This is a genomic window from Alcaligenes pakistanensis (genome assembly GCF_014652815.1).
In the GTDB taxonomy this organism is placed as follows: Bacteria; Pseudomonadota; Gammaproteobacteria; order Burkholderiales; family Burkholderiaceae_B; genus Alcaligenes; species Alcaligenes pakistanensis.
Genome location: NZ_BMZN01000003.1, coordinates 459,705 through 481,136, shown reverse-complemented (window position 1 = coordinate 481,136; position 21,432 = coordinate 459,705). Strand labels below are relative to the sequence as shown.

General features: G+C 55.7%; 21 protein-coding genes. 13 read left to right on the top strand and 8 right to left on the bottom strand.

Annotation, left to right across the window (positions count from 1 at the left end; all coding sequences use genetic code 11):
* Positions 1-53: 53 nt before the first annotated feature.
* Both IE156_RS11480 and IE156_RS11475 read right to left on the bottom strand, forming a co-directional pair.
* A complete protein-coding gene (locus IE156_RS11480) occupies positions 54-728 on the bottom strand; it encodes a TehB-like domain-containing protein (protein ID WP_189392663.1) in 675 nt (224 codons plus the stop codon).
* Positions 729-876: 148 nt separating this feature from the next.
* Positions 877-1,590: a Crp/Fnr family transcriptional regulator gene (locus tag IE156_RS11475; protein ID WP_189392662.1), complete on the bottom strand. Its 714-nt coding sequence runs from the start codon at positions 1,588-1,590 to the stop codon at positions 877-879.
* A gap of 295 nt (positions 1,591-1,885) precedes the next feature.
* On the opposite strand from IE156_RS11475, the gene IE156_RS11470 reads away from it, so the two are divergent.
* The 6 genes from IE156_RS11470 to IE156_RS11445 all read left to right on the top strand — a co-directional run bounded on the left by IE156_RS11470 (position 1,886) and on the right by IE156_RS11445 (position 7,864).
* On the top strand, positions 1,886-2,839 hold the full coding sequence (locus IE156_RS11470) for an ABC transporter substrate-binding protein (RefSeq protein ID WP_229841247.1): 954 nt from the start codon (positions 1,886-1,888) through the stop codon (positions 2,837-2,839).
* A complete protein-coding gene (locus tag IE156_RS11465) occupies positions 2,836-3,615 on the top strand; it encodes an ABC transporter permease (RefSeq protein WP_189392661.1) in 780 nt (259 codons plus the stop codon). Before IE156_RS11470 ends, IE156_RS11465 begins: the two co-directional genes overlap by 4 nt.
* The gene (locus IE156_RS11460; protein WP_189392660.1) at positions 3,608-4,309 is read left to right on the top strand and encodes an ABC transporter ATP-binding protein; all 702 of its coding nucleotides are present in this window, start codon (positions 3,608-3,610) and stop codon (positions 4,307-4,309) included. The genes IE156_RS11465 and IE156_RS11460 overlap by 8 nt, the downstream gene beginning before the upstream one ends.
* On the top strand, positions 4,306-4,749 hold the full coding sequence (locus IE156_RS11455) for a CopD family copper resistance protein (RefSeq protein WP_189392659.1): 444 nt from the start codon (positions 4,306-4,308) through the stop codon (positions 4,747-4,749). The genes IE156_RS11460 and IE156_RS11455 overlap by 4 nt, the downstream gene beginning before the upstream one ends.
* Positions 4,750-4,772: 23 nt before the next feature.
* Positions 4,773-6,881 (top strand): TonB-dependent receptor family protein, encoded by a 2,109-nt coding sequence (locus tag IE156_RS11450; protein ID WP_189392658.1) that lies wholly within the window; start codon positions 4,773-4,775, stop codon positions 6,879-6,881.
* Positions 6,882-7,444: 563 nt separating this feature from the next.
* Positions 7,445-7,864 (top strand): helix-turn-helix domain-containing protein, encoded by a 420-nt coding sequence (locus IE156_RS11445; RefSeq protein WP_189392657.1) that lies wholly within the window; start codon positions 7,445-7,447, stop codon positions 7,862-7,864.
* Between the two features lie 137 nt (positions 7,865-8,001).
* Here the strand turns inward: IE156_RS11445 and IE156_RS11440 are convergent, their stop codons facing one another.
* Positions 8,002-8,952: a carbon-nitrogen hydrolase family protein gene (locus IE156_RS11440; RefSeq protein WP_189392656.1), complete on the bottom strand. Its 951-nt coding sequence runs from the start codon at positions 8,950-8,952 to the stop codon at positions 8,002-8,004.
* Positions 8,953-8,972: 20 nt separating this feature from the next.
* Positions 8,973-10,295 (bottom strand): MFS transporter, encoded by a 1,323-nt coding sequence (locus IE156_RS11435; RefSeq protein ID WP_189392655.1) that lies wholly within the window; start codon positions 10,293-10,295, stop codon positions 8,973-8,975.
* Positions 10,296-10,431: 136 nt separating this feature from the next.
* On the opposite strand from IE156_RS11435, the gene IE156_RS11430 reads away from it, so the two are divergent.
* The 7 genes from IE156_RS11430 (at position 10,432) to IE156_RS11400 (ending at position 17,823) form a co-directional block, all read left to right on the top strand.
* Positions 10,432-11,331 (top strand): LysR family transcriptional regulator, encoded by a 900-nt coding sequence (locus IE156_RS11430; protein WP_229841245.1) that lies wholly within the window; start codon positions 10,432-10,434, stop codon positions 11,329-11,331.
* A gap of 65 nt (positions 11,332-11,396) precedes the next feature.
* Complete coding sequence (locus tag IE156_RS11425; RefSeq protein WP_189392653.1) at positions 11,397-12,080, top strand: response regulator; 684 nt, start codon at positions 11,397-11,399, stop codon at positions 12,078-12,080.
* Between the two features lie 48 nt (positions 12,081-12,128).
* Positions 12,129-13,535, top strand: coding sequence for a sensor histidine kinase (locus tag IE156_RS11420; RefSeq protein WP_189392652.1), 1,407 nt, complete (start codon positions 12,129-12,131; stop codon positions 13,533-13,535).
* 123 nt (positions 13,536-13,658) lie between these two features.
* Entirely contained in the window at positions 13,659-14,651 is a 993-nt protein-coding gene (locus IE156_RS11415; protein WP_189392651.1) for a Bug family tripartite tricarboxylate transporter substrate binding protein, read from the top strand.
* A 94-nt stretch (positions 14,652-14,745) separates the two neighbouring features.
* Complete coding sequence (locus tag IE156_RS11410; RefSeq protein ID WP_373296531.1) at positions 14,746-15,183, top strand: tripartite tricarboxylate transporter TctB family protein; 438 nt, start codon at positions 14,746-14,748, stop codon at positions 15,181-15,183.
* Positions 15,180-16,703 (top strand): tripartite tricarboxylate transporter permease, encoded by a 1,524-nt coding sequence (locus tag IE156_RS11405; protein WP_189392649.1) that lies wholly within the window; start codon positions 15,180-15,182, stop codon positions 16,701-16,703. The genes IE156_RS11410 and IE156_RS11405 overlap by 4 nt, the downstream gene beginning before the upstream one ends.
* Positions 16,704-16,782: 79 nt before the next feature.
* On the top strand, positions 16,783-17,823 hold the full coding sequence (locus IE156_RS11400; protein WP_189392648.1) for an AbrB family transcriptional regulator: 1,041 nt from the start codon (positions 16,783-16,785) through the stop codon (positions 17,821-17,823).
* A gap of 77 nt (positions 17,824-17,900) precedes the next feature.
* Here IE156_RS11400 and IE156_RS11395 read toward each other — a convergent pair whose 3' ends face one another.
* The 4 genes from IE156_RS11395 to IE156_RS11380 all read right to left on the bottom strand — a co-directional run bounded on the left by IE156_RS11395 (position 17,901) and on the right by IE156_RS11380 (position 21,424).
* Entirely contained in the window at positions 17,901-18,440 is a 540-nt protein-coding gene (locus tag IE156_RS11395; protein WP_189392647.1) for a pyridoxamine 5'-phosphate oxidase family protein, read from the bottom strand.
* Positions 18,441-18,476: 36 nt separating this feature from the next.
* Positions 18,477-19,025, bottom strand: a complete 549-nt coding sequence (gene sodC / locus IE156_RS11390) for a superoxide dismutase family protein (RefSeq protein WP_189392646.1) — start codon at positions 19,023-19,025, stop codon at positions 18,477-18,479.
* Between the two features lie 159 nt (positions 19,026-19,184).
* Positions 19,185-20,111: a LysR family transcriptional regulator gene (locus IE156_RS11385; RefSeq protein ID WP_189392645.1), complete on the bottom strand. Its 927-nt coding sequence runs from the start codon at positions 20,109-20,111 to the stop codon at positions 19,185-19,187.
* Between the two features lie 251 nt (positions 20,112-20,362).
* A complete protein-coding gene (locus IE156_RS11380) occupies positions 20,363-21,424 on the bottom strand; it encodes a carbon-nitrogen hydrolase family protein (RefSeq protein WP_189392644.1) in 1,062 nt (353 codons plus the stop codon).
* Positions 21,425-21,432 lie beyond the last annotated feature (8 nt).

Genomic DNA, 21,432 nt, shown 5'->3' with positions numbered 1-21,432 from the left:
GTGACGTACCCCTTGAGGGTATTCACCTATTATTTGTAAGGGAATTTTTCAATTTAGCGGACTTGTTTGAAGAATTCGATCTGGAAACTGCCGGGCAATTCAAACTCTACGTGGTGCAGAACTTGGGGTTCGATGGCAACACACTGTCCGGCTGTCAGAACCACTTCGGTAAAAGGCTCCTGGTCCAGCGCAAAGCGCAGCACGCCAGTTTGCACTCGCAGCAAGCCCCAGGTGCCTGATTTGGTGTTGTGGGCACGGCGCAAGGCGTCAGGCAGATTGTCCGGGGTGAACACCGGCGATTGGCTGTAGCGTTCCAGGCCGGGCGGCAAGGTGTCGGGCAGGCGTGTTTGACTGCTTTGTGCCTGATAGGTCTGCCAGAGTTTGGCGGCTATGCGGTCTGCCATCGCGTCTGCCTTGTATTGAAGTGCGGGTTTGCCCAGTGTAGCGGTGGTTTGGTTGAAAATTTCCAGCCAGCGCTCGAACAGGGGCCAGGACAGTTCAGGCAGGGCCGCATGGCGTGCAATGGGAGCGCCCTTGAAGCGGCGCGTTCCTAACAAGATGGCCGACCAGAAGTCGCACAACATATCCAGATGCTCGTCCCAGTTCTGCACATTCTGTTCAAAGATGGGGCCTAGCTGCCCATCCTGCCGTACTTGGGCATAAAACTGGGTCACCAGTTGGCGAATATCGGTTTCTGTGTAATCGGCCTGGAGGGACGAGTCTGTCATGAGCATCAACCAGAGAAGCTAAAAGTCGGCATTCTCGGTCTGCTTGGAAGGTCTTCAAATGACAAAAGTCATGAGTGCATAGAGACGGAGCAAATCCGGCTCTGGGCTGAAGCTAGCTTCCGTTTTGCTTCGATTACATCTGAGCTTATTAAAACGAACGTTGCGCGGGACTGGCCAAGCGACGCAGATGGGCCTGGTCGTGTACCTGCCAGTCGCTGCGTTTGCCACTGACATAACCGCGCGCCTGCCAGTCGGTGAACAGGCGGCTTAAGGTTTCGGCGCGTATGCCCAAATGGGCGGCCAATTGTCGTTGGTTCAAGGGCAATTGAATATTTTCCCCTTGGCGCGCTTGCAGGTTCAGCAAGTAGTTTGCCAAGCGCTCGGCGGCTGAACTGGCTGAAATCCAGTCCACTTTATTGACCTGCGCATACAGGGCGCTACTCAGCCCCGCCATCATATTCATGGCCAGTTCGGGCCAGCGACGGCAGGCTTCTTGCAGACTGCTACGCGAGAGCTTGTACACCCGTGCCGCCCCCTTAGCGCGGGCGCACATGGGGTAGCGGCCATGAGGCATGAACATGGCCGCTTCAGCCACCATCTGGCCGGGTTCGAACACATTGAAGACACGTTCATCGCCATTTTGGCTATAGCGCAGAATTTCTACCTGGCCGCTGTCCACCAGCAGGCAATATCGGGCTTCGTCCCCTTCGTTGAACAGAATCTGCCCGGCGTTGGCCTGCATGGTCTGTGCGTCCAGGCACAGATGCAGGGCAACCTCCGGGGGCAAACCTTGCAAGAGACGGTGGTGGGCCAGCAATTCAGACAGAGGTGGACGCTGGCCGGGCATGTTGACTTTTGTCATTTGGGTAGCGGGATGAAGATGGGAGAATTCCCACTTGATAATAGTTCTCATTATACGAATCTTCATGCCATATATCTATCGATGGTTTTGCCGCTGGGCTGCCTCCCAGGGAAAAAGAGCCCGTTCAGGTCGACGTCTGCCGGCCACAGCTAAGCCAGCGAGTGAGCGTTCCATAAGCCAGCTTGTTTCCCAGACTAGAGGCGCTTCTCTGGAAAACGAGCTGGTGTTCAGGGCACAAGGAGTTCTTGAAAGGGATAGCCGCCCGCTTACGAGGCGCATTGCTCTAGGGCGTGCATTGTTTAGTTTGTTCTTGGTCTCATCAGCCGTAAGTGCACAGGCCGCTCCCCGCTATGAAGCCCTGACACTGGCTGGCCCTGGCGCGGTGGTGTCCTATCCCTTGATGCATATGGTGCAAACCCAAGCCTTGAGCCAGTACACGGACAAGCTGGAGTTTCGTCTGTGGCAAAACCCCGATCAGCTGCGCGTGCTGTTAGCCAAGAACGAAGTGGATTACAGCGCTGTTCCCAGCAATTTGTCTGCGTTGATGTTCAACAAGGGCCAGACCGTTAAACAGCTGAATATCTCGGTTTGGGGGATTTTGTGGCTGGTCAGCCGTGATCCTGCGGTCAAAAGCTTTAGCGATTTGGCCGGTAAAGAACTGCTGGTGCCATTCCAGCGCGATCTACCCGCTGTCTTGCTGGACACCTTGCTGGCCAAGCAATCCGAGCCGGGCAAGGAAGCCGTGCGTTTGCGCCGCACCCGTGATGCTCAGGACGCGATTGCGCTGATGCTGACCGGGCAGGGCGATCAAGCCTTGCTGGTCGAGCCAACGGCCTCCTTACTCTTGTGGCAGGCAGAGCAGAAGAAGGTGGAATTGCACCGTGGGCAAAGCCTGGAACAAGCCTGGGCCGAGGTTTTTCCAAAGCAACAAGCTCTGCCACAAGCGGGCGTCATGGCAAACGTTACGGTGGCCCACGACACCGAGTTGAATCAGGCCGTGGAACGGGCCTATGCCGAGTCTGCTCGCTGGTGCAGTCAACAGCCGCAGGAATGCGCGCAAATGGTTCAGCAGTACTTGCCGCAGTTCCCGGTCCCCGCTATTCAAACCGCAATCGAGAAAACGCGTCTGGACAGCCGCCCGGCCAGCGAAATTCGCTCACAGCTGGAAGCGCTGTATCAATTGCTGGCTGGTCAGCATCCCCAAGCTTTGGGTGGTGGTCTGCCTGCTGCCGAGTTCTATGGACCATGAAAACCAAGCCACATTTGTCGGCCCATAGCTCGCGCGCCTGGGGCGTCTTGGGCGTGCTGCTGATACTGCTGTGCTGGCAGCTCAGTGCCCTGTTTTTGGGGCCTTTATTGATGGCGACGCCTATGGAAACCGCCCGTGCCATCCCGCGTCTGGTGATGTCGGGACGTTTTCTGAACGATGCCGGAGCCAGCCTGCTACGGGTTGCGATTGGTGTCAGCGTGGGCTGCTCCATTGGTTTCACTTTAGGGATTCTGGCTGCACATAGCCCACGTTTGCGTGGCCTGCTGGAGCCTTTGCGTTGGCTGTTGATGGCCATACCCCCTGTGGTGGTCGTTGTGCTGGCCATGCTGTGGTTTGGTCTGGGTTCGAGCATGGTGATTTTCATGACGGTGCTGATGATGGTGCCGGGCATGTACGTCAATACCGTCAAAGGCATGTTGCAGGTGGATCGCGACTTGATCGAGATGAGCCATGTCTACCGCCTGGGTTGGTGGCGTCGTCTGCGTCATCTGTATCTACCTTCTTTGACGGCTCCGTTAACGGCCGCCTTGCTGATTGCCTGCTGCGGCGGTGTCCGGCTGGTGGTGATGGCCGAAGTGCTGGGTGCTGAAAGTGGCGCGGGCTATGCCCTGGCCAATGCACGCAGCACCTTTGATAGTGCCGAGCTGTATGCCTGGGTTGTACTGATTCTAGGCTTGGTCGCCGCCATTGAATTCATCCTGCTGCAACCTTTGCAGCGCCGCCTGGGACAGTGGCGGGAGGAAAGCCATGCTTGAGTTAAGCCATGTCCAGGTGCTGTTTGGGCAAAAGCCGGTTTTGCAGGATCTGAGTTTCACCTTGAAGGCCGGGCAGCGTTTGGGCGTGCTCGGTCCCAGCGGTGAAGGTAAAAGCACGTTGCTGCGTTTGGTGGCGGGTTTGCTCAAACCGGATAGCGGTCAGCTCTGGAGTGAATTTCTTCATCCTGTGCTGGTGTTTCAACAACCGCGTTTGCTGCCTTGGCGCAGCGTGCTGGATAACGTACAGATTCCGTTGCGGGCGCAAGGTTTGTCGGCCGCACAAGCCAAAGAGCGCGCTCTGTATTGGCTGGCCCAGGTAGAGCTGGCCGATGTGGCCCAGTCCTGGCCGGGTGAACTGTCCGGTGGCATGGCCCAGCGAGTCGCCTTGGCGCGTGCCTTTGCCTTGCAGCCCGATCTTTTGTTGCTGGACGAGCCTTTCAGCGCTCTGGACCCGGCCTTGCGCAATAGCTTGGCGCAGGTGTGCCTGCGTTGTCTGGAAGAGACGGGGGCGGCGCTGCTTTATGTCAGCCATCAACCCCGAGAACTGATGCGGGTCGCGGACTCCTGCCTGCTCCTGCAAAAAGGGCAGGGTCAATTGTTTGAGCTCGCTAGCCCTGGCGATACTGCTGCACGTGAGCAGCTGGCCGATTCCTTGTATGCCCAACTCTTGTCTCAGGAGGCTTTGACGCCATGACTGCCTACCCCGTGATTTTGCTGTTCCATTTGTTTGCCGCTCTGTTTTTCATCGGCACGGTGTTTTTTGAAGTTTTGATGCTGGAAGGCATACGCAAGCACGTTCCACGAGAGGCCATGCGAACTCTTGAAATTGCCATCGGGGACCGAGCCCGCCGCATCATGCCCTGGGTGCTGCTGGTGTTATATAGCGCGGGAGTAAGTTTGGCCTGGCATCACCGGGAGGCGCTGGCCCATCCTTTTGACAACACCTTGGGCCTGTTTCTGACCATCAAAATTCTGTTGGCGCTCAGTGTCTTTGGCCACTTTCTGACGGCCATGACCTTGCGGCGCACTGGACGTATGAAGTCCATCCACTTCAAGCGCATTCACTTAAGCGTGTTCTGTCACATGGTCGGGATCGTGATCCTGGCCAAGACCATGTTTTATCTGCACTGGTAATTTCACTTTCTATCGAGAATACGATGTCACACGTTCCTGTATTGCGTCGGCTGACGATCAGCCTGGCGCTGGGAGGGCTGTGGTCGGGCGCCGCCTGGGCCGACCCGTCTACCTCCACTTTGTCTCCCATTGTCATCAAGGCGCCTGTCGGGCAAAGCGTGCTGCAGGCTGATCTACGGCAGGAAAAAGCCCGCCTGGATGCCGTGCCCGGCGGCACGAACCTGATTCAGCCGCAGGAAGAGGTGCGGCTGGTGACTTTGCGTGATGCCTTGGATTATCAGCCCGGCCTGATCGTCCAGGATTTCTTTGGCGGGATTGATCAGCCACGGCTCAATATTCGCGGCTCGGGGATTCAAAGCAATCCAGTTAACCGGGGTGTCTTGCTGCTGCAAGATGGCTTGCCGTTGAACGAGGCGGATGGCTCTTTTGTGATTGGTTTTCTGGAGCCTCGCAATAGCTCTTTGATTAGCGTGCGACGTGGTGCCAACGCTTTGTCACCAGGGGCGACCACCTTGGGTGGTGAGCTGGATTTCCGCTCCATGAATGGTACGCAAGGCGACACCATCAGCGTGGAAGGCGGTAGCTTTGGGCGTTTGGGTTTGTATGCTGCCAAGGGTTTTCAGACGGATGAGTTTGACGGGCGTTTGGCTGTGAGTCATGACAAGGCTGATGGCTACCGTCATCACTCGGATTCCGAGCGTACTAATGTGCAGGGCAATATCGGCTTCAAGCGCGGGCAGTTCGAGAACCGCACGTATCTGTCTTACGTGGATTTGAAGTTTGATATTCCCAACGTGGTGCCGCGTGAGCGTCTTTATAGCGACCCGCGCAGTGTGATGGGCGATTACGGGACGCCGCAGGACAAGGCGGCCAATGTGTATCAACGTGATCCGAATCGCAAGGCCACGCAGTTCCGTTTGGCTAACCGCAGCTATTGGGGGACGGAAGATTTCAACCAGACCGTGGGCCTGTATTGGCAGACGGTGGACGATACTTTTACCAATCCCCAAGTGTCATCGCCGACCGAGGGGCATACCTACGGGGCGCAGTGGCAGGTGGCCGGGCGTGAAGGGAGTCTGGATTATCGCGTCGCCTTGGATTGGGCGCGCAGTGATATGGATCGCGAGCTGTATGCGGTCAATCCCGCTAATGGCAGCCGTGCTCTATTTTTCGGGGACTATCGTCTGCGGGCTGAAAACCGCAATGCGCTCTTGGGTTTGAGCTGGAATGTGGCGCCGCAGTGGACGGTGGTGGGGGATGTGAAGTACAGCCAGGCGGTACGGGATGCGCGCAACCGTTTGGGGGGCGATACCTTGAATCAGAAGTGGTCTTATGCCAGCCCGAAGTTGGGCGTGGTGTGGAAACCGTCTGAGGACTTGCGGGTGTTTGCCAATGTCAGCCGCAGCCATGAGGCGCCTACGTATTGGGAGATTATCAGCGCGGAAGTGCCGCAGCCTATGAATGTGCGCTCGGCGGTGACGGGACTGACTGAGTTGGATGTTCAGAAGGCCACGACCTTTGAGTTGGGCGGGGCGGGGCGCCTGGGCAGTGGCGAGTCGGCAGTGGATTGGTCTTTGGCGGTGTATCGCAGCAATGTGAAAGATGAGCTGATGGCTGTCAGTGATGCGACGGGTGCGTCGTCGGTGACGTTCAATTATGGCGATCGCACTCGGCATCAGGGTTTGGAGGCGGGCCTGAGTGGATCGTTGCCTGCTCCGGCAGCGGGGCGTTGGGATTATCGCTTGTCGTATACCTACAGTGATTTTCGCTTCCGTGGGGGTGAGTATGAGGGCAATCGTATTGCCGGGGTGCCCAAGCATTTATTGGGGGCGGAGTTGATGTATCGCCGTGGCGGCTGGCGCTTTGGGCCTAATGTGCGCTGGTTGGCTTCGGATACGCCAACGAATCATCAGAACGTGGAAGGCACGCATCAAAATGCGTATGCGATTTGGGGCTTCAAGGTCTCGTATCAGCATGACAAGCACTGGAGTGCGTATCTGATGGCGGATAATATTTTTGATAAGACCTATGCCAGCAGTTATGTGATTCGACGCTCGGCTTCGGAAGCGATGCCTACGTATTTGGCGGGGAATGGGAGAAGCTTCTTTGGTGGGGTGAAATATAACTTCTGATTGCTTTGATGTGGGTGCCCTTGTCGTGAGATTACGCAGGGCGCATCCTGAACTTGCCCGGTACTGGGTCCCGCGGACCCCGTACAAGCGCCGGGCACGAACAGCAGGATGCTTGCACCCCTGCGTAATCTCTCGCCCGCGGCAAGTGGTCTGGATCGCCCCAATCCCCTAATTGCCCAAGGCTCTATGGATAGCGGCTTTTGTGCTGTTGTCCGGGCTGTAAGGGATGGGTTCACGTATTGATGTGTGGTACTTGGGATGTGGGTTGGGCGTCGGAGTGTGTTGGGTTTTTGGGTTCAGCTAGATTTAGTTGAGCGGAGTTTTTTTGGAAGAGTGCCTTTGGCCGTGGTGAGCTGCCCCAAGAAGTCGGATATTGGTCCAATCTTGCGGTGGTTTTCATGGGCAGGGGCATTTTTATTGTCTGTCTGAGCGTGTTCTTCTGACCAGAATCAGCGGATGGGGAGGGGAGAGCACACTTTCAGAATAGTCTGACAGACCTGGGCAAGGGGGAGCGGTAAGTTCAAGGGTCAGAGAACCCTCTTACAACTGTAGGTTTGTCAGCCATGATGAATACATACTTGTTGACCACAGACGATATTGATCCTCGCACGCTGCCTGAGCAGGCAGTGCTGTATGCCCATCTGTTGACCCGCGACTCCATGAAAGACGAGTGTGTGCGCAAGTTGATGGCAGCCCCGCGTTTTGTCCGTTCGGACAAAGGCATTCCTTATGTGGTGTTGAAGGATATGCGTACTCACCGTTGGACCTTGATACGCGCCTGGCGTGAGTATCTGGAAATTAAGCGCGAGCGTTTGTCTGGCCGTTTAGGTATCAGCGTGGCGGAGTACAACGTAATTGAGAAAGGATTGGTCCCGTTGAGCCCGACGATGTTGGCTCTTCTGGCGCAGGGAATGGGTCTGGACGAGACACAGCTACAGTTGTCTGCGTATCAGCCCGTGTTGGACCCCTTGGCCTTGAGCTAAAGCCAGGGATATAAAAGAGAGCTATGACAGGAAAGAGTCGGTGCAGGTCGTATGTTGTACTCGTGCTCAAAGCAAGTCCGGCCCCATAAAGCATAGGCCTTATGGGGCCGGTTTTTTCTGTGCAGGATTTAGCGGTTTTATTCAGCCGAATCTTCGGTTTGCAGTTTGACAACCTGCTTGGCGCGGGTGTCTACATGCAAGGAGAAGATGTCAGGGCGTGAGTAATGGCCGTATACATCAAAGTCCAGGTTCGCTTGTTTCAGCAGATCCATGTCCAGTTCGGCATACAGCTCGGTTTCTTCGTCAAACACGGGGCCAGCCAGCACTTCGCCGGTTGGGCTGACGATCATGCTGCCGCCGTGCATCACGTAGCTGTCCGGGGCAAATTCGCCGGGTAGGGCAAATTCGCTTTGGAAGGATTCGGGATAGTTGTTCAAGCGGATGGCCTGGCAGGCGGACAGCACAAACACGCGGCCTTCTACTGCGATGTGCACCATGGACGCGGCCCAGGTGGGGCGGTCGTCTGCGGTGGGGGTGCAGTAAATTTCCGTGCCTTGGGCATACATGGTCTGGCGCAGGGCAGGCATGTAGTTTTCCCAGCAAATCACATTGCCGATACGGCCCATAGGCGTATCCACGGTGCCCATGGTTGATCCATCGCCAAAGCCCCAGACCAGACGTTCCTGGCCGGTTGGCATCAGCTTGCGGTGGATACCCACGACGCCTTTGCCGGGAGCCAGTGTCAGGGCGGTGCAGTACAGGGTACGACCCATTTTTTCGATGACGCCCATCACGGTGTATACACCGCTTTGGGTCACTGCATCGGCCAGCGCTTCTAGTTCTGGGCCGCCCAGGCTGACGGCACCATCGACATACATTTGGTACAGGGCACGGCCTTCGGGACGGCGGTTGCCAATGACGCTGCCAAAGCTGATGCCTTTGGGGTAACCGCCCAGAAAGGCTTCGGGAAAGACGGCCAGGGTGGCACCGTTGGCGGCAACGCGTTGCAAGATGGTGGCGGCTTTTTCAACACTGCTGACAGAATCGAAAGGAATGGATGCCGCTTGTATAACAGCAACTTTGCTCATAACTAGGTCTCCTTGAAAGGTCAGCCTGCCGACAAGTTCACGTTCTTGGTTTCGGGCAGGCGGGTATACAGGATCAGAAAGCACACCAGAGATACTCCGGCCAGGTACCAGGCTGGTACGTTGGGGTTACCGGTGTACTGGATCAAGGCAGCGGCAATGAAAGGACCCGGTCCAGCCAGCAGGGCTGACGAGACGTTGTGTCCCAGCGCGGCACCGGTCGAGCGAATCGAAGCGGGGAACACTTCCACCAGCAGCACTACGTTCATGACGGCGGAGATCGCCACCAGGAAGGCCATGATGGTCAGGCCCAGCAGGATGAGCGCAGGTTTGCCGGAATTCATCATCACAAAGATCGGGTAAGCCATGACTGTCAGGCCTGCAGCGGCGAACAAGGCCAGTTTGCGGCGACCATAATGGTCCGAGAAGCGGCCAACCAGCGGGTGCAAAATGCAATACACCACCAACGAGGCACTGCAAAGCCACAGGGCCGATGTCTTGCTCATGCCCAGAACGGACACCAGGTGGTTGTTGGCGTAGGTGATGAAGTAGTACAGCGATACCAGAAACAGAGCTGAAAACGCGAATGACAGGACAAAGGCGTTGAGCTTGTCTTTGCGTGCAACAGGTTTCAGTGTGTTGTTGGCTTTTTTCTCTTGCAGTTCGTGGTAGACCGGCGTGTCATTCAATTTGCGGCGAATAAAGACGGCAATAAAGGTCATCACAATGGACAGCACGAAGGGCACACGCCAGCCCCAGCTATAGACCTGGGCTTCCGTCAAATTGGCATTGATGGCCGCTGCGGTGGCGGTGCCCATCAAGAAGGCGACGCCCGCGGTAAAAGTGACTACGCTGGCCGCTGATGCGCGACGGTTGGAGGGGGCGCTTTCCACCAGGAAAATACCGGCAGCCGACCATTCGCCACCCACCATCATGCCTTGCAAAAAGCGCAGTACAACCAGCAGGATGGGGGCTAGGATGCCTATCGTTCCATAGCCGGGCAGCAGTCCGATCAAAGTGGTGAAAACACCCATGCCGAACACCGTAATCATCAGGACGGTTTTGCGGCCAAAACGGTCGCCAATGGGGCCTAAAATCAGAGCACCAAAGGGGCGTGATACGAAGCCAACGGCAAACACCGCCAGTGAGGACAACAAAGAGACGCCCGCGGCGTCTGACGGGAAATAGATGTTGCCGATGATGGCGGCAAAGTAGCCATAGATGGCAAAGTCAAACCATTCCATGAAGTTGCCGATGCCTACGGCAACGACTTGTTTTTTACTCAAGCCTGGTTGGCCTGGGGGTGCAGCATTGGCATGCTGAGGGGCGACGGTAGCAGTGCCCATGTTGATCTCCTCGTGTAGATCAGGTGAAAACCTGACCCTTATTGTGGTTGTGGCTGATTTTTAGTCTAATCAAGGCAAATAATTATTCAAACTAATTATAAAAATGGCCTCAATTAATATTGCTAATATCAGGCGGATGGACCTGAACCTGCTGCTGGTGTTCCAGTGCTTGATGAACGAGCGCAGCGTGACCAAGGCCGCCAATGCTTTATTCCTGACCCAGGGTGCGGTCAGCGCGTCTTTACGCAAGTTGCGGGTGGTCTTCAATGACGAGCTGTTTACACGTGGCTCGCACGGCATGGCGCCTACGCACCGGGCTTTGGAGATTGCCCCGCAGATATCGGAGGCCTTGAAAAGCATCTCGGCGCTGGTAACGTCCGAGCAGGATTTTGACCCCACGCGCTCCAGCCGGGTTTTTCGGATTGCCTTGTCTGATGATCTGGAGAACATGCTGGCCAAACGCATGATTCGTAGGGCGGATGAGCAAGGCTGGACGATTAGTTTTTCCTTCTATCAAACTAATAGCTATCTGTGGCCGCAAAGCATGGTGGAGCATGGGGCGGACCTGGCGATTTGCTCCAGCCCCAAATTCTTGAGCACCATGCATAAGTCGCAAGTGCTGTTTTCGGCGTCGTATATCTGTGTCTACGACAAGGAAACCACGCAGTTCTCGACGCCGATGAGCAAGCAGGAATATCTGCATGCACGGCATGGCCGGGTGTCTTTTGATGGGCTGCGTGGGTTTGTTGACGAGCTGTTTGATGCCGAACGTTTGCAGCGCAAGGTCAAGGCGTCTTTCACCCATTTCTCCGGGGCGATCAATGCCATTATTGGCAGCCCTTTGGTGTTGACTATGCCTGATTACGCGGCGCATTCTTTTGTAGAGTGCAATAGCCGTTTAGCGGTCTCGCCGGTGCCGCTGCGTGTGCCGTCTTTTGTGGTGTCCATGATTTGGGACATTAATAAAGAGCACGATGAAGAAAGCCGTTGGCTGCGTCGCTTTGTGCTGGAGTTGACTGATCAGGTCAATGCTTAAAAAATGTGCTGTGTTGCCCAGCAAAGTGTCAGCAGCCTTGTTCTGTTTTCTTTTTAAGGGCCGCCATGCGAATTTTACTGATTGAAGACGAGCCAGATTTGGCCTTGTGGCTGACACGTAGCCTGCAAAAGAAAGGGTTTACGGTCGAATGGTCTAACGATGGGCTAGTGGCGCATCATCGCCTTCAGATTGAAGAGTTTGATGCGTTGGTTCTGGATCTGGGCCTGCCCGGAATGGATGGGCGTGCTTTGCTGGCTCGTTTGCGTTCGGAAGATAACCGCACTCCCGTGCTGATTTTGACGGCGCGTGATTCCCTGCAAGAGCGTGTCGACTCTTTAGAGTGCGGGGCGGATGATTTTTTGCCCAAGCCGTTTCGTATTGAAGAGTTGGTTGCCCGCGTCAATGCCTTGATTCGTCGCAGTCGTGGCAAGGACAAGCCACGCATGGCTTGTGCCAGCCTGGTTTATGATTTGTCCACGCAGCGTTTTACGCTGGATGGAGCGGCTTTGTCAGTGTCGCCACGAGAGGGGGAGGTGTTGCGTATTCTGGTCCAGCGCAGCGGGGAGCCGGTGAACAAGCAGTTCATTTTGGATCGGCTCAATGACAAGGATGAGGACGAAATCAATATCGAGGCTATCGAGGTGCTGGTGCATCGCCTGCGCAAGAAGCTGCAGCTGTCGGACGTGCACATTGTCACCTTGAGAGGTGTAGGGTATTGCCTGGAACCGGTGACGGATGATGAGCCCTAGTGTGATCCTTCTTGCCTCTAGTGGCTTTGGCCACAATCTGGAGTCAATATGGCCCTGAGCAGCCTGCGTCGAACCTTGTTATCCATGTTGATCCCTGTCGCTTTTCTGACCTCGGGGGTATCCCTGTTTGTGTCCAGCATGGCGCTTAAAGATCAGGTGAATGCCGCGTTTGATCGGGCTTTGGCGGGTGCCTTGAAATCCATGTCAGCTAATGTACGCACCATCAGTGGTGGACTGGCGATGGAACAGTCTTATTACATGATGGAGTTCATGGAATACACCATCAGCAGTCAGGTGTATTTCCGGGTGGCAACCGAAGATGGGTTGTCGGAAATAGGCTTTACCGGTATGCCTTTGCCACCTGTTGGTTTGGTGAACAACCAGCCCATTTTTTATAACGCCCAGTATCTGGGAGAGCCCCTGCGTATCGCCGCTGTTGCTCTGGAGTCAGACGGGCGGCTACAAACGTATCAAGATAGTCGGGTGCTGATTCAGGCGGGTGAAAACATCAGTGAACGCGATGCATTTATTCACAAAGTCATCATTCAAAATCTGATTCAGGATATCGCAGTTTTGAGCCTTTTTATTCTGTTGATTTTGGCAGGCACCCTGCTGGCTTTGCGCCCCTTGCGCAAGCTCAGTTCGGAGGTGCGGCACCGCTCTCCTGATAATCTGGAACCCATTAGCGATGCCAGCCTGCCCCGAGAGGTGCGCCCCTTGGTGCAGACCATTAATTTGCATATGGATCGCTATGCGCGCAAATCACGTGAGCAGCAACAGTTTCTGGATGATGCTTCCCATCAGTTGAAAACACCCTTGGCGGTGTTGTTGACCCAAGTGGATTTTGCCTTGACGCTAGCCAAGACCGATGAAATGAAAGAGGTGTTGGAAGCGATTCAACTGCGCTTGAACAATACGGCGCAGATGACCCATCAGATGGTGGCTTTATCACGTGTACGGGATGCAGCAGATCAACTGCGTACCCGAGCCACCTTGGGAACGGTGGACTTGTGTCAGCAGGCTGGGCAGGTAGTGGATGAACTGTGGAGTCTGGCCCGTTCACGCCGGCAGGATCTGGGTCTGGATGCTCCCACCCAGCCGGTCTGGGTCGCGGGCGAGGCATGGCTGCTACAACAGGCTTTAAGCAATATGGTCAGCAATGCGATCAAGTATTGCCCCAGGGGCGCACGCATTACCGTGTCGGTTCGGAGCGAAGGCGATGTGTGCAGCATCCAGGTCGAGGATGACGGACCTGGCATGAGCACTGACGATATGTCCAAGGCTGGCCATCGGTTCCGGCGCGGGGAGGCTGGAAAGGCCTTGCAAGGTTCGGGTCTGGGCCTGGCTATTGTGCAGGCTATTGCTCAAATTCACGGAGCTCGCATGAGCTTGCAGCCTGGACCTAGGCTGCGCGGACTGATCGTGCGTTTGGAGTTTGATGCGTCTGATCGCTGATTTTGTTTTCAGGGAATACCCTTGAAAATAGCGATTTTTGGCAGAACTGAAAGGTAGGCGAAAGCTTCGCTCCGGTAAGGTCGCAACCATTACAACGACGACGATCCTCCAGGAGGCGATCCAATGACTATTCACATGAAACTACGAATGCTGCTGGCCAGCAGCATTCTGGGGTTGAGCAGCTTGAGTGGTGCACATGCCCAACAACCATCCAAGCCAGAATGTATCGCCCCTGCCCAACCCGGCGGCGGGTTTGACTTGACCTGCCGTGTCGCCGTAAATGGTTTCCTGGAAACCAAAGTGCTGGAAAATCCCATGCGTACCATTTACATGCCAGGTGGCGTGGGTGCCGTGGCGTATAACCATATCGTTGCGCAGCGTCCGGGAGATGGCAATGCGATTGCTGCTTTTTCGGGCGGCTCCCTATTGAATCTGGCGCAGGGCAAGTTCGGCAAATACTCGGTAGAGGACGTGCGCTGGCTGGCATCGGTTGGTAGCGACTATGGTGTGGCAATTGTGCGTGCTGATTCGCCCTATCAGGACCTGAGCTCCCTGATGGAAGCGTTCAAGGCTGATCCCACCAAGATTGTGCTGGGGGCAGGCGGCTCTGTGGGTGGCCAGGACTGGATGAAGGCGGCTTTAACAGCCCGTGCCGCCGACGTGGATTTCCGCAAAATGCGCTTTGTTGCCTTTGAAGGCGGTGGCGAAGCCATGACGGCTTTGCGTGGCGGCCATATTCAGGCTTATATGGGTGATGCGGCTGAAGCTCACACCATGCTGGAAGGTGGTGCACCCATTCGTGTTTTGGCCGTATTCAATGACAAACGGCTAGAGGGTGCCCTGTCCAGTATTCCTACCGCCAAAGAGCAGGGCTTTGATATTGAATGGCCGATTATTCGTGGCTTTTACGTCGGCCCCAAAGTGTCTGATGAGCAATACCAGTGGTGGGTCCAAGCATTTGAGCGCTTGATGAAAACCCCGGAGTTTGCTCGTATGCAAACCCAGCAGGGCTTGTTCCCTTTCAATATGAGCGGTCAAGAACTGGACACCTACGTCAAGCAACAAGTGGTGCAGTATCGAGAACTGGCCGACTCTTTCGGCTTGATCAAAAAATAAGTCTTTACGGCACTCCCGGCTTTTTTTGCGCTGGGAACACTGCCAGTCTGTTCCGCCGTGTATGGCGGGCGAATCCGGAGATTCCATCATGACGTTGAATGATCGCGTGCTAGGCGTGGGCGCGCTGGTGCTTGCCGCCCTGATCACAGCTTTTGGCTACGACCTAGAGCCCCCTTTTTCCTATGAGCCTGTTGGCCCCAAGGCCTTCCCCCTGCTGCTGGCCTTGATCATTGCCTTGTGCGGCTTGCGCCTGATTATCAAGGGTGGCGGGCAAGTGGCTGCCAACCCATCAGGCGCCAATGGCCGCATTTCGATGATGGTGGCGTATCTGGCGGCTTATGCCTGGTTATTTCAATGGCTGGGTTTCATCATTGCGACCACGATCATGGTCAGTTTGGTTGCACGCCTGTTCGGTGGCTCCTGGAAGCAGGCCGTGATCGGCGGGTTGGGGATGGGAGTGGGGCTGTTTATCTTGTTTGACTTAGGTTTGGATGTGGTGCTGCCAAGTGGCATTTTGGGAGAGTGGCTATGAGCTCGATTCTTGATTATCTGAGCGTAGGGTTCGGTGTCGCCTTTTCTGTCCAGAACCTGCTGGTCGCAGCGATTGGTGCCTTTATTGGCACCATTGTGGGTGTGCTGCCGGGGCTGGGGCCGATCAACGGCGTTGCCATGCTGGTGCCTATTGCCTTCGCGATGAAGCTGCCACCCGAGTCTGCCTTGATCTTGTTGGCGGCTGTGTATGTAGGGGCGGAATATGGTGGCCGTATTACGTCCATCCTGATCAATGTGCCCGGTGAGGCAGCTGCAGTCATGACGACTTTGGATGGCTATCCACTGGCGCGAAAAGGCCTGGCTAGCGTGGCGCTGTCTTTATCTGCTTTCTCTTCGTTTATTGGCTCCACGATTGCCATCTGCGGCATTGTGCTGCTTGCGCCCATGTTGGCCGGCTGGGCGGTGGCCTTTGGTCCTGCCGAGTATTTTGTGCTGATGGTCTTTGCCTTCTGCGCGTTAACCAGCTTGTTGGGTGATGAGCCGGTCAAAGGGATTCTGGCGGCCATGCTGGGTCTGTTTATTTCAACCGTGGGCGTGGATGCCAACTCGGGGGTGTACCGCTACAGTTTTGATATTCCAAATCTGGCCGATGGCATTGATTTCGTGGTGGTCGTGATTGGTTTGTTCGCTGTGGCCGAGATGTTGCAGATGCTGGAGAATTTGCTGGGGGGCGTATCGATCGAAGTGCCCAAGAGCAAACGTAAGCTCTTTAACTGGAAAGAGCTGACCTTGACGTGGTGGAGTACGGTACGCGGCGGTTTGATGGGGTTTTTTATCGGGATTTTGCCGGGTGCGGGGGCAAGCGTGGCTTCTGCGGTGGCATATGCCAACGAGAAAAAGTACATCGAAGGCAAAGACCCCAATGCAATGTTTGGTCGGGGTGATATGCGAGGTTTGGCCGCGCCTGAAGCCGCTAATAACAGTGCGGCGACCGGCTCTTTCATTCCCATGCTGACATTGGGGGTGCCGGGGTCGGGGACAACCGCCGTCATGATGGGAGCTTTGACGCTGTACAACATCACGCCAGGGCCTGCCTTGTTTGAATCCCAGCCACAGATCGTCTGGGGGTTGATCGCTTCCTTGATGGTGGCCAACGTCATGTTGCTCTTGATGAACGTGCCTTTGGTGCGTGTGTTCGCCTCCATGCTGGCTATTCCACCGCGTTTGCTGGTGCCTGGTATTTTGGCCATCAGCTATATCGGTGTGTATGCGATTAATGGCACGACCTTTGATTTGATGTTGGTCGTAGGCATTGGGGTGCTGGGCTATTTTCTACGCAAGATGAATGTGCCTATGGCGCCGATGGTTTTGGGTGTAGTCCTGGGTAATATGATGGAGCAGAATCTGCGGCGTGCCCTGTCCATTACGGATGGCGAGATCGGCATTTTGTTCGAGAGTCCGGTGTCAATTTCCTTGTGGGTTGCGGCTGTTTTGGTTAGTGTAGGTCCGATTCTGTTGCGTCGCCTTGCGCGGCGTAAGAATGCCCACGACACGGTTTAAGTAGGTATGCCCTGCATGGTTTGCAGGGTTTTTATCGGGAGAGAGCGCCAGGCTGCGGCCTGGCCTTGTTGTTTTTGCTATGGCTATCTGGTTTCGAATTGCCTTTGGTTTTGGGGTGGCCTTGATCGGCGCCTTGGTGGCTACGTGGCTGAGCATGCCTTTGCCCTGGATGTTGGGCGCTTTGATTTTGACGGCAGCGACCAAGATGGCTGGTAGCCCTGGCGCTTGCTTGCCGCTGGCGCGTAATGCCGGGCAGTGGGTTATTGGCGCATCGCTAGGGCTGTATTTCACCCCTGCCATGGTTTATCTGATCGGCAGTAATGCGCTGTTTATTGTGATGGGCATGGTGTTTGCGCTGGTCTTGTGCGGCATCGGTACGTTCATGCTGACTCGTTTTGCCGGTACGGATCTGCGTACCGCCTGGTTTGCCAGCGCAGTGGGCGGGGCCAGTGAAATGACGGGGCTGGCAGAGCGTTATGGGGCACGTCCGGACCTGGTGGCATCTGCTCATGGCCTGCGCGTATTGATGGTTGTGGTGATTATTCCCTTTGCCTTCGAGGCCTTGGGCTTTTCGGGTGAGCAATCCGGCTCGCTGCTTCGACCTGACTTTTTGAATCTGCCGGGTCTGGCTCTTCTGGTGCTCTTGAGCAGTGCGGCAGGCTTTATTTTCCAGGTCTTGCGCTTGCCTAATCCATGGGTGCTGGGCCCGTTGCTGGTGGTAGCCGTACTGACGTACAACGACATTATTTTGTCCGGCCTGCCTGTGCAGATTTCCAACTTGGGGCAACTATGCATCGGTTGGGCTTTGGGTGACAAATTCGGACCCGATTTTTTCCGCCGTGCACCACGTTATCTGGGGGTTGCCGCAATCAGCAACCTGCTCAATCTGGTACTGGCTTTTGGCTTTGCCTATGGTCTGTATCGGCTCTCGGATATTGCCTACCCCACACTGGTTCTGAGCGTTAGCCCCGGTGGTATTGCCGAAATGGCTATTACCGCCAAAGTGTTGCAATTAGGCGCCCCTCTGGTGACGTCTTTTCAGGTGGCGCGCATGGTCTGCGTACTGGTGCTGACCGGGCCTTTATACACGCGTATCGCTCGGTGGTTGAAAGTTCCCTGAGCAAGCCATTCTGTGTTCATACAAAAGCCCGGCGCAAGGCCGGGCTTTTGTCTTTTTGAAACAGGGCAGAATCCGAGTTAAAGAGTCCGCTTGGTGGCGGGTGTGATTTTGCCGTGTTCCCCGATTTCAGTCAGGCGCTCGCCCATTAAAGTGGCTTTCAGCATCTTGCCCACTTGATTGAGCTTGCCTTCATGAACCGTCCAGTATTCGGCACTGTCGATCTGCACGCAAATCAGCGCGACATCCGGGTCGGTAATACCTTCTTCAAACCAGGCCTCGGTCATGGGGTTCCAGAAGCGTTCTTTCTGGTTCATGGAATCGACCAGTCTGGCCATGCCGGATACCGATACATAGGTATCGCCTTTAGGGTCGGCATAGCTGATGTTCACATGCGGATTGACCAACAGATTGTGGACCGGCAGGCCCGAACGCGACATGAAAAACCAGAGTTTGTCGTGTTCGTAGCCTTCCTGTTCTGAACCCATCCTGGCCTTTTGGGTCGTCATAGGCCAGGCATGAAGTTGCCCGTGCTCCGCATGGGTGACGAACATCGCAAAGCGAATGTCCTTGATCATCTCTTGCAGTTGTTCAAAGGAAGATTCAATCGTTTCGTTCATGGGATCTCCTTGGAAAAGTTAAAGAGGTGAAGGCTGTTATTGGATCACTCCGCAAGCGATGCGCCCGGCACCGCCACCCAGGGGAGCAGGGTGATCGGAGTGGTTGTCGCCGCCTTCATGGATCATCAAGGCGTGGCCTTTAATTTGATCCAGCGACTTCAAGCGTGGAGCCAGCACGGGGGTGGAGGCGCTACCGTCCGCATTCACGTACAGGCCTGGTAAATCGCCTAAATGTCCATTGCCCCAGGGGAAGTCATGTTTGCCGGTTTTGTCCGGGTCCAGGTGGCCGCCTGCGGCACCGGCAGGGGTGATCTTGCCGTCTTTGTCGCTAGGTTCGCAGCTGAGGTTCTCATGCACATGAAAGCCATGCACGCCCGCTTGCAGCTTTTGCAGATCCGGAGTGAAAACCAGGCCGTATTGCGTCTGGCTGACTGTGACCTGGCCTATGGTGTCGCCTGCCCCGTCTTTTGTGGCCATTTTCATGGGAATGGTGACATCGGCCAGAGCCGGTGCAGCAAGAGCCAGGCTGGTGCCTGCTGTGGCCGCGACAAGCGCGAACCTTGCATAGACTGAAGAAAAACGCATGACTGCAACTCCTTTGACGGTGTGAACAGATTTCAGTCCAGCCTAACATCGGCGGCGGGACCTACCGTTAAGAAGACGTTTCTCTTTGTCAGTAAAGTGCGCCCATGTTTCATGCGCCTGCGGCCTGAGGATCATGCAGATACGGAAACGGACACAGGCTTATGCCTTGGCTTCCGGATTGCGAACGGGTGGCTCGCAGGGGTAATCGCGAGCAATGGTTTTTTCCAGAAAACGTGTCACTGCCTTGATACGTGGCAGGTATTGCAGATCCCGGTGCACCGTCATCCAGATCGTGCGGCGCACATTGACCTGCTCATCAAGCAAACGCAGCAGTCCCAGCCGCTCCGGTTTGGCAAAAGAGGGCAGCATCACAATGCCCGCACCCGCAGCGGCAGCAAACATCTGGGCAATCATGCTGGAGGACTGAAAGGACAGCTTGGGCCGGGTGATCACTTCGTTTAGCCAGCGCACGGTATCCAGTTGGATCAGGTCATCCACATAGGATGCAAACTGGTGGTCCAGCAGATCCTCCAGGCTGGTGGGATGCCCATGTTGGGTCAAGTATTCCGGTGCGGCGTACAGATGCAGGGGGAAGGAGCCTAAAGGGGTGACATCGATAGACTTGCCGACCATGGGGAAAAAACTTAGAAAAACATCGGCTTCGCGCCGGTTGACGTGCATTTGCTGGGTGGTGGTGACCAGTTCAATTGCAATCTTGGGGTGTAGCGCGGAAAACCCCTGGAACTCCGCTGCCAGATATAAAGAGGCGATGCCTTCCATGGAGCCGACCCGGACTGTGCCGGAGGGCTCCTTGGGGTGATCGCCCAACTGTTCGGCCAAAGCGACGGCACTGGCTTCCATGGATTCCACATACTCCAGCAAGCCTTGCCCGCCTGCGGTCAGATGCAGACCCTGGTTGTTGCGCTCGAATATAGGTGCATTGATGGTTTCTTCCAGTCGGCTGATGTGACGGCTCAGGGTGGACGGGTCCACCTTCAGGCGTCGGGCTGCTGCACCCAAGGTGCCACAGCGTGCCACTTCCAGGAAAATCTTCAAATCATGCCAATTGGGATCAATAGGAGACATAGCCACAGCCCGAGACAGGAATATTTGCAAGGCGGGCTCAGCGTGCGTGCTTAAACCCGTGCGTATTTTTAAGTCTACTGCGCGCGATCACTGTGTAGATCAAGCTTTCAGGGAGTTGCAAATTTGCAATGCATGCCGTGTTGCGGACTGTATAGGAATGGTGAGGAAAAGGAGAATGGGGCTGCCCTGTACTCCCGAGGCAACGGAAGTACAGGGCAGTTGCTGCTTGCAGGGTGTGTCAGAAGATGGCTTTACTCTTCCATCGTTTCCGAACTGGCTACCTGACTGCCCTGCACGGGCTCACTGCTACGTGACTGTTTACGGCTTTCGCTGTTTGAACCCCGGAATGTGGCGGGGGTGATGCGGCGGCGGTCAATAGAAAGATCAAAGACATCAAAGCGGTTGTAGTACCCGACAATATCGTGAAATTGCTTGGGTTCGACGCAGGCGTTCAGGTCAAACGTGGCATAGGCAATGCCTTCTTCATTCTGCAGAAAATCACCTACTGATGCGCCGGTGGGATCCAGGAATTGGGTGGCGGCGCGCGGGGTGTTTTCCAGCACTTCGCGTGCCTGGGCATCGCCGTCTGCCGTCAGCGCGTCCAGCATGGCTTTGTCCATAAAACCGGCATTCAAAATACCGAATACCTTGGACTCGAAAGAGTGGCCACCAGCCCGTATTTTATTGGCGGCCACATTATCGAAATTCTGGCCGGATTTAGGCATGCGGGTGGGCCAGATGGCAGGCCATGCCGAGATATGGATCTGTTCGCCCTGAGCGGCCAGAGAATAGCGTGCCAGCGGGTTGGTGTTCTCGCCGCAGATCAAGGCACCAATGCGACCAATGCGGGTTTGGCAAACGCGCAGACCATGGCCATCACCGGGTGCCCAGACCATTTTTTCGTAGAAGGTGGGTACCAGTTTGCGGTGGTGATTCAAGATGCTGCCATCGTCGCCAATAAGCACATTGGAGTTCCAGATGCAGCCTACGCTGGCCTCGGTGCTTTCGCTAAAACCTAGCGATACAAAGATGCCGTTGCGCTTGGCTGCAGCCCGGATCTGGGCAATTTCGGGGCCATCAATATGGATGCTATTGGCTGCCATCTTCTTGAACCACTCGTGGTTGTAGATGGGAGCCCACAAGGCTGCCCAGACGGGAAAGCCAGGGATAAAAGCTTCAGGAAATGTGAGCAGCTCGGCACCGTGGCGGGCGGCCTCGTCGATGATGGCGATGGCCTTGCGCACGGAACCGGCGGCGTCCATGTAAACAGAGGCAATGTGCGCGGCGGCAACGTGGGTGATTGGAAGTGACATGGTGTGTG